The 6,670-nt window shown below is 52.2% G+C and carries 5 protein-coding genes; 1 reads left to right on the top strand and 4 read right to left on the bottom strand.

The annotated features are described in order from the left end of the window. Positions 1 to 1,869 (bottom strand): glutamate synthase central domain-containing protein (locus Q0628_RS10395; protein ID WP_298770775.1); only part of this gene is annotated, 1,869 nt, incomplete at its 3' end. Positions 1,870 to 2,350: 481 nt separating this feature from the next. On the opposite strand from Q0628_RS10395, the gene Q0628_RS10400 reads away from it, so the two are divergent. After that, positions 2,351 to 4,408 carry a glutamine synthetase III gene (locus tag Q0628_RS10400; RefSeq protein ID WP_366979154.1) on the top strand — a complete coding sequence of 686 codons (2,058 nt, stop codon included), beginning with the start codon at positions 2,351 to 2,353 and terminating at the stop codon, positions 4,406 to 4,408. A gap of 169 nt (positions 4,409 to 4,577) precedes the next feature. Here the strand turns inward: Q0628_RS10400 and Q0628_RS10405 are convergent, their stop codons facing one another. The 3 genes from Q0628_RS10405 to Q0628_RS10415 all read right to left on the bottom strand — a co-directional run. Next, complete coding sequence (locus Q0628_RS10405) at positions 4,578 to 5,336, bottom strand: glycosyltransferase family 2 protein (RefSeq protein ID WP_298770779.1); 759 nt, start codon at positions 5,334 to 5,336, stop codon at positions 4,578 to 4,580. Continuing rightward, the gene (locus Q0628_RS10410; protein ID WP_298770781.1) at positions 5,317 to 6,372 is read right to left on the bottom strand and encodes an NAD-dependent epimerase/dehydratase family protein; all 1,056 of its coding nucleotides are present in this window, start codon (positions 6,370 to 6,372) and stop codon (positions 5,317 to 5,319) included. The genes Q0628_RS10405 and Q0628_RS10410 overlap by 20 nt, the downstream gene beginning before the upstream one ends. A 2-nt stretch (positions 6,373 to 6,374) precedes the next feature. Beyond that, a partial coding sequence (locus Q0628_RS10415) for a hypothetical protein (RefSeq protein WP_298770783.1) occupies positions 6,375 to 6,670 on the bottom strand: 296 nt, incomplete at its 5' end.

A 6,670-nucleotide genomic window follows, 5' to 3' on the forward strand; every position in this document is an offset into this window, starting at 1 on the left:
GAGGAGCGAAGGTATAGGCACGTAACCCCAGTCAATATTCTTGTCGGTGAGCACGATGATATTGAATCCGTCCTGCACGGCACGCACCGCATCGCCCGCCAGCTTCTGCAGGGCTTCTTCGAGTACGGAACCATCGCCACCCATCGGGAACTGCATCTTCAAATCCTTTGCCTTGAAGCTCTTGTCGCCGATGTTTTCGAAATGACGGATTTCGTCTTCCGTCACGATAGGACGCGGAATCTTGATAAGGTGCGCCTGCTCCGGAGTTTCCTCGAGGATATTCCCGTGGTTTCCGATATAGGTCGTAAGGCTCATCACGAGCTCTTCGCGAATCGGGTCAATCGGCGGGTTCGTCACCTGGGCAAACAGCTGCTTGAAATAGTTGAACAGCGGCTGCGGCTTGTCCGAAAGAACGGCCAGCGCGGCATCATTACCCATGGAGCCGAGCGGTTCGGCACCGGTCTTGGCCATGGGCTGCAAAATAACGCTCAAGTCCTCGGCAGAGTAGCCAAAACGCTTCTGCTGGATAAGCAGGTCATCGGGAACAGTAGAGGGATTGATTTCGCTGAAGAGGCCGCGTACGCTCATCTTGTTTTCGGCAACCCAGCGGCGGTAAGGCTTGCTGCGCGCCACGAGAGCCTTCATCTCGGCATTCTTCAGAATCCGATGATTCTCGATATCCAGGTAAATGATTTCGCCAGGTTTGAGTCTTCCCTTTTCGAGAACCTCGCCATCGTTCAAGTCAAGTACACCTGTTTCGGACGCCATCACGAAGAGTCCATCTTTACATAGTGTGTAACGAGCCGGACGAAGACCGTTGCGGTCAAGGATCGCACCGGCATTCACACCATCGGTAAACGCCACGGCAGCCGGCCCGTCCCATGGTTCCATGAGCATGGATTCGTACTCAAAGAATCCGCGAACATCGCGACCCAGATAATGTTTCTGTCCCCAAGCCTGCGGCATCATCATGAGAATTGCGTGAGGCAAACTACGACCTGCAGCGACCAGAAGTTCAAACATATTATCGAGGCAGGCAGAGTCGCTCTGGCCCGCCGGAATCAGCGGCAAGAGCTTTTGCAGGTCTTCACCGATGATATCGCTCTTCAAGTGCGGTTCACGGGACTTGAGGCTATTCAGATTACCACGCAGGGTATTGATTTCACCATTATGAGCCAGATAGCGGAAAGGGTGCGCCAAAGGCCAGGTCGGGAAAGTATTGGTCGAATAGCGCTGATGAACGAGAGCAATCGGAGATTCAAAATCCAAGTCGTTCAAGTCCGCATAAAAGCCCTCTATCTGACTTGCAAGCAGAAGACCCTTGTAGACCACTGTCTTTGCCGAGCAGCTACAGATATAAATGTTCTTTAGCGCCTTCTCAATTAGGCGACGAATCACGTACAGTTTGATATTAAATGCGTTTTCACTCTCAAAAACAGAACCATCAAAGAAGAACTGACGGATATGCGGCAAGGTTTCACGAGCCGTACGCCCAATGACGGAAGCATCCACCGGCACTTCACGCACATGGAGAAGTCCCACCCCTTCGCTTTCGGCAATGCGCTTGATTTCGGCGTCACAGGCATCCGCATCGACCGAATTTTCGACGAACACCATAGCGACACCATAATGCTCTGGAAGGTCGGCATAAACCTTACGGAAGAATTTATGCGGCATTGAAAGCAAAAGACCCGCACCGTCGCCGGTTTCCGGGTCTCCACCTGCTGCACCACGGTGCATAAGTCTTTTGAGGACCGTAATCCCCTGAAGTACAATCTGATGCGAGGCGACATTATTAATATTGGCGACAAGGCCAACGCCGCAGGCATCGTGTTCGTTAATCGGATCGTAAAGGGCTTGAGCGTTCATAATAATCCTTTTTTTTGCTTTTTGCGCATCACTTTTGCAAAAACTGTGCCAATTTCCACAAAAACCCTCCAATAAATGAAAAATCGGAAAGATTTTGTAAAAAGCAAAAATTCTGCCAATAAAACCGCCCATCAATATTTACATATCGTGTAAGAAAATAGCGCTTTATTACACTTTTTGAAATCACAGAAAGCCTGATACAGCCTATTCTCCAGCTTCATGAAGAATCCGCAATTTATAGAAACCAAGGATTACACTCACTGTAAACAACATCTCTTTTTTTCATTTTTTGAAAATAACCATTTTTCACCAAGAGCCAGCATTTCCCGCTTTTTTGTGCAAATTCACAAAAAATGAATATTGGCACGCATTTTGCAAATGGAATTCCGAAAAAAAAACAAATCATAAGGAGATTGCCATGAGCAACGAATACAGACTGAAAGCGATCAAGGAAATCGCAAGCGAAGGCGCCAAAGGCGTGATGGCCGCAGCACCTGCAAACATTGATTTTTACGGCGAAGACGTTTTTAATGCTGACGCCATGCGCACCTACCTGCCGAAGGACGTGTGCAAAAAACTCTTCGCAACCATTGAAGGCGGCGCTCCACTTGACCCGAGCATCGCAGGCGAAGTCGCCCACGGCATGAAGAAATGGGCACTCGATCGCGGCGCCACCCACTTTACGCACTGGTTCCAGCCGCTCACAGGCTCCACCGCCGAAAAGCACGACTCTTTCCTTGAACCGGAAGGCGACAAGGCAATTCTCGCCTTCAGTGGAAAGAACCTGATTGTCGGCGAGCCGGACGCATCTTCCTTCCCGAGCGGAGGCCTTCGCTCCACCTTCGAAGCCCGCGGCTACACCGCCTGGGACCCGACCTCCCCCGCATTCATCAAGCGCCACGGCAACGGTGCCACCCTCTGCATCCCGACCGCATTCTGTAGCTACACCGGCGAAGCCTTGGACAAGAAGACTCCGCTACTCCGCTCCATTCAGGCCCTGCAGAAGTCCGCCGACCGTCTCATGGGCATGTTCGGCGTGGCCCAGCAGAAGGTCACCGTCACCCTCGGTGCCGAACAGGAATACTTCCTCATCGACAAGCGTTTCTACCTGCAGCGCCCGGACCTTTACCAGGCCGGCCGCACGCTGTTCGGTGCAGCCCCTGCAAAGCACCAGCAGATGGAAGACCATTACTTTGGTAGCATTCCGGCCCGCATCCTGAACTTCATGAACGACGTGGAAAAGGAACTCTGGAAGCTCGGCATTCCGGCCAAGACCCGCCACAACGAAGTCGCTCCGGCGCAGTTCGAACTTGCCCCGATGTTCGAGGAAGTGAACCTCGCCTGCGACCACAACATGCAGATTATGGAAGTGCTCCGCCAGGTCGCCGACCGTCATGGCCTCGTGTGCCTGCTGCACGAAAAGCCGTTCGCAGGCATCAACGGTTCCGGCAAGCATAACAACTGGTCCGTAAACTACGGCAAGACGAACCTGTTGAACCCGGGCAAGGACCCGCACCAGAACGCCATCTTCCTCACTACGCTCTGTGCCGTGATCTACGCCGTCGACACCCACGCTGACCTGCTCCGCATGGCTGTTTCCGGCGCTGGAAACGACCACCGTCTCGGTGCCAACGAAGCGCCTCCGGCAATCATCTCCATGTACCTGGGCGACCAGCTAGCAGACATCATCGACCAGCTCGAAAAGGGCGAACCCAAGTCCAGCAAGCAGGGCGTTTCCCTGGTACTCGGTTCCGACACGCTTCCACCACTCCCGCGCGATGCTACCGACCGTAATAGAACTTCTCCGTTCGCCTTCACCGGCAACAAGTTTGAATTCCGCGCTCCGGGTTCCAGCCAGAGTTGCTCCGAACCGAACGTCATCTTGAACACGATCGTCGCCGAAGCCTTCGACCTCATCGCCGACAAGCTGCAGAGCGTTCCGGCCGACAAGTTCCACGAAGAACTGCAGAACCTGTTGCAGAAGATCGTGAAGGAACACAAGCGCGTCATCTTCAACGGAAACGGATACACCGACGAATGGGTCGAAGAAGCCGCCAAGCGTGGCCTCCCGAACATCCGCACCACCATGGAAGCACTCCAGGCCCTCAACAAGGCCGAAAACGTGGCCCTCTTCGAGAAGTACGGCGTATTCAACAAGCGCGAACTCGAATCCCGCTACGAAGTGAACCTGGAAGAATACCACAAGAAGATCCACATCGAAGGCAAGATCTCTTACGATATCGCCAAGAACATCATCCTTCCGCAGGTTCTGTGCGCCTATAGCAATGCACTCAAGACCAACGAGATGGCCAAGGCGCAGGGATTTGCCGCAGTCGATGCCTATGCCCGCGAACTTGGAGAAAAATTCCAGGCTCTCAGCGAATCTACCGATAAGATGGCCAAGGCCCTCGGCGAAAAGCATGAAAACATTCTCGAGGCGATGGCGGATCTCCGCGTGGACGTGGACAAGCTAGAAAGCATCGTCCCGGACGAAAAATGGCCGCTTCCGAAATACCGCGAGATGTTGTTTATTTACTAATAAACAACATCGTGCTTCCCAAGCCTGTGCTGAGCTTGTCGAAGCAAAGGTGCGCAGCCAAATGTCTGTTCATTTACTAGCGGCCTCTGGCCTCGCGTAAAGGAAATCTCTTCAAACGCACAATAGACAGGAGACGCTCCCAATGGGAGCGTCTTTTTTACATCAAAAGCTAAGACGGCCTTTTACATAGGCGACGACCGACCTGTAGCAAGACGCGCAGACCGTAGGTCACTACATTGAGATTAGACTTTTCCTCGGCATACCGAGTCGGAATAGGAAGCTCCGCCAGCGCCAAGCCTCGAGCATCAGCAATGGCAATGAGTTCGAGGTCTATATCGAACGAAGGACTCAGTTTTTCAAGGTTGACCGTTTTCAGAAATTCGGCCGAATATACGATATAGCCGCTATGACGGTCCGTCAGCTTCTGCCTGAAAGCAATATTTTCAACTTTCGTCAGAAATTTTCCGCCTAGGCGTTTGTGTAGAGGCATCTTGCCCGCTTTCGCTCCACCACGCGTCAAATGACGCGAGCCCTGTACCAGGGCGAGCGTATCATGCTTTTCTAGACAATCAAAAAACTCTCCCAGCTGATTGGCGGGATACTGGGCATCGCCATGTAGACAAGCGACAAACCGCGACTTCGCATGCAGCGCCTCGGCAAGTCCCTTCTTGACGACCGCTCCGTAGCCGCGGTTCTGTTCAAAGCGCATATAACGCAAGCTCCGTTTTTTTTCGTCACCGTCGTCCAAGCCCGCCACATATTCATCGAAAGTCTCGTGAGTTCCGTCAACGGAACCGTCATCGATTACCAGAACACAGGCTCGTTTCCATACGCTATCCGGAATTTTTTGCAGCACTGCTACAAGGGTATTCGCTACATTGAACGCAGGAACAAATACAAAGTAATCTTTATTCGTTGACGGGAGCATAATAATTTGTAAACCACGAAAGCGATTCCTCAAGGGCCTCCCGAAGAGGAATCTTCGCCCTGAAATTCAGCAGGTCTTCCGCTTTTTCAACAGACGGTAGTCTACGCATGGAATCGTCATAACCCTTGCCGTAGTAAGCTTCGCCCGCAACTTCTTCTACACCGGGGACATCGCTTTCAGAGATATCCTTAATCTTTGCAAATACATTACGCATCATCTGCGCAAGTTCCGCAATCGAAACTTCATTATCGGGATTTCCGATATTGAATGCCTGCGAAAAAGCGGGCTTCCCCCCGACAGCAAATAAGCGGAACATGAAATCGATTGCATCGTGAATCGATGTAAAGCAGCGCCTAGCCACTCCCCCGTTCACAAGCTTAAGCGTTTCGCCACGGACAAGCGCCGTCGAGAAATTGGCGAGTACGCGTGGAATGCCTTCGCCATCGACTCCGGGCATAAAGTCCATGAACGGGCCCACGAAATTGAACGGACGAAGAACAGTCCACTTCAACTGAGGAAGCCCCGCCAAATAGCGTTCCGTCAGGAGCTTCGCCGTCGCATAGCTCCAGCGGCTCGCAGAGACTGGACCAAGAACGATTTCCGATTCATCCTCGACAAGAGCGCCCGAGTCACAGGCCGTCTTACCATAAATTTCAGATGTCGAAAAATGAATAAGCCAGCATCCATTTTTAGCGCAGGCATCGGCAAGTGCGGCTGGATGATTGTAATTGCTGCGAATGACCTCTGCCGCTTCGGCCATGTAACGGCCCGGAGTACAGATTGCAGCCAAATTAATCACGACCGGATACTGCGCGATACGCTGCACCACCTCAGGATCCGCCAAATCCGCACATAAAAAATCGAACCGGTCATTTGTCAAATATTGCTGGATACGGTAGGAATCCAGATCTACACCGAAAATGCGCCAACGGGTACGTTCCAACAACTCAGGTAGCAAATGGCTACCTATAAAACCACCGCAACCCACGAGGGCTACGGTGATTGAAGAATCGTCAAATTCAAGGGTGGCGTTCAAGGCTACTTGGTCACCTTGAAAGTACCGGAGTTTGAGCCCTTGCTGGTCTTTTCGTACGGGACCACTCGGATAATCGCATTATCCGTCGTCTTGGCGACATCCTTCGTCAAGACGACCTTCTGTTCATAGCAAGTTTTTCCGTCCGGTTTTTCGGGACCTGCCGACTCTTCGAGCATATCGACGCCCGGATCTTCCTCGGAAGTCTTGAACTTGAAGCTATAGCCGGAACCCTGAACATCGGAGCCATAAACGACCGTAATCGTATCGCCCATCTTGAAAGAATCACCCTTTGCAGGGG

The sequence above is a fragment of the uncultured Fibrobacter sp. genome, assembly GCF_937877005.1.
In the GTDB taxonomy this organism is placed as follows: domain Bacteria; phylum Fibrobacterota; class Fibrobacteria; order Fibrobacterales; family Fibrobacteraceae; genus Fibrobacter.

Coding starts and splice junctions, on each gene's coding strand:
- Q0628_RS10400 (WP_366979154.1), top strand. CDS start 2,351: ATGGCCGCAGCACCTGCAAACATTGATTTTTACGGCGAAGACGTTTTT.
- Q0628_RS10405 (WP_298770779.1), bottom strand. CDS start 5,336: ATGCTCCCGTCAACGAATAAAGATTACTTTGTATTTGTTCCTGCGTTC.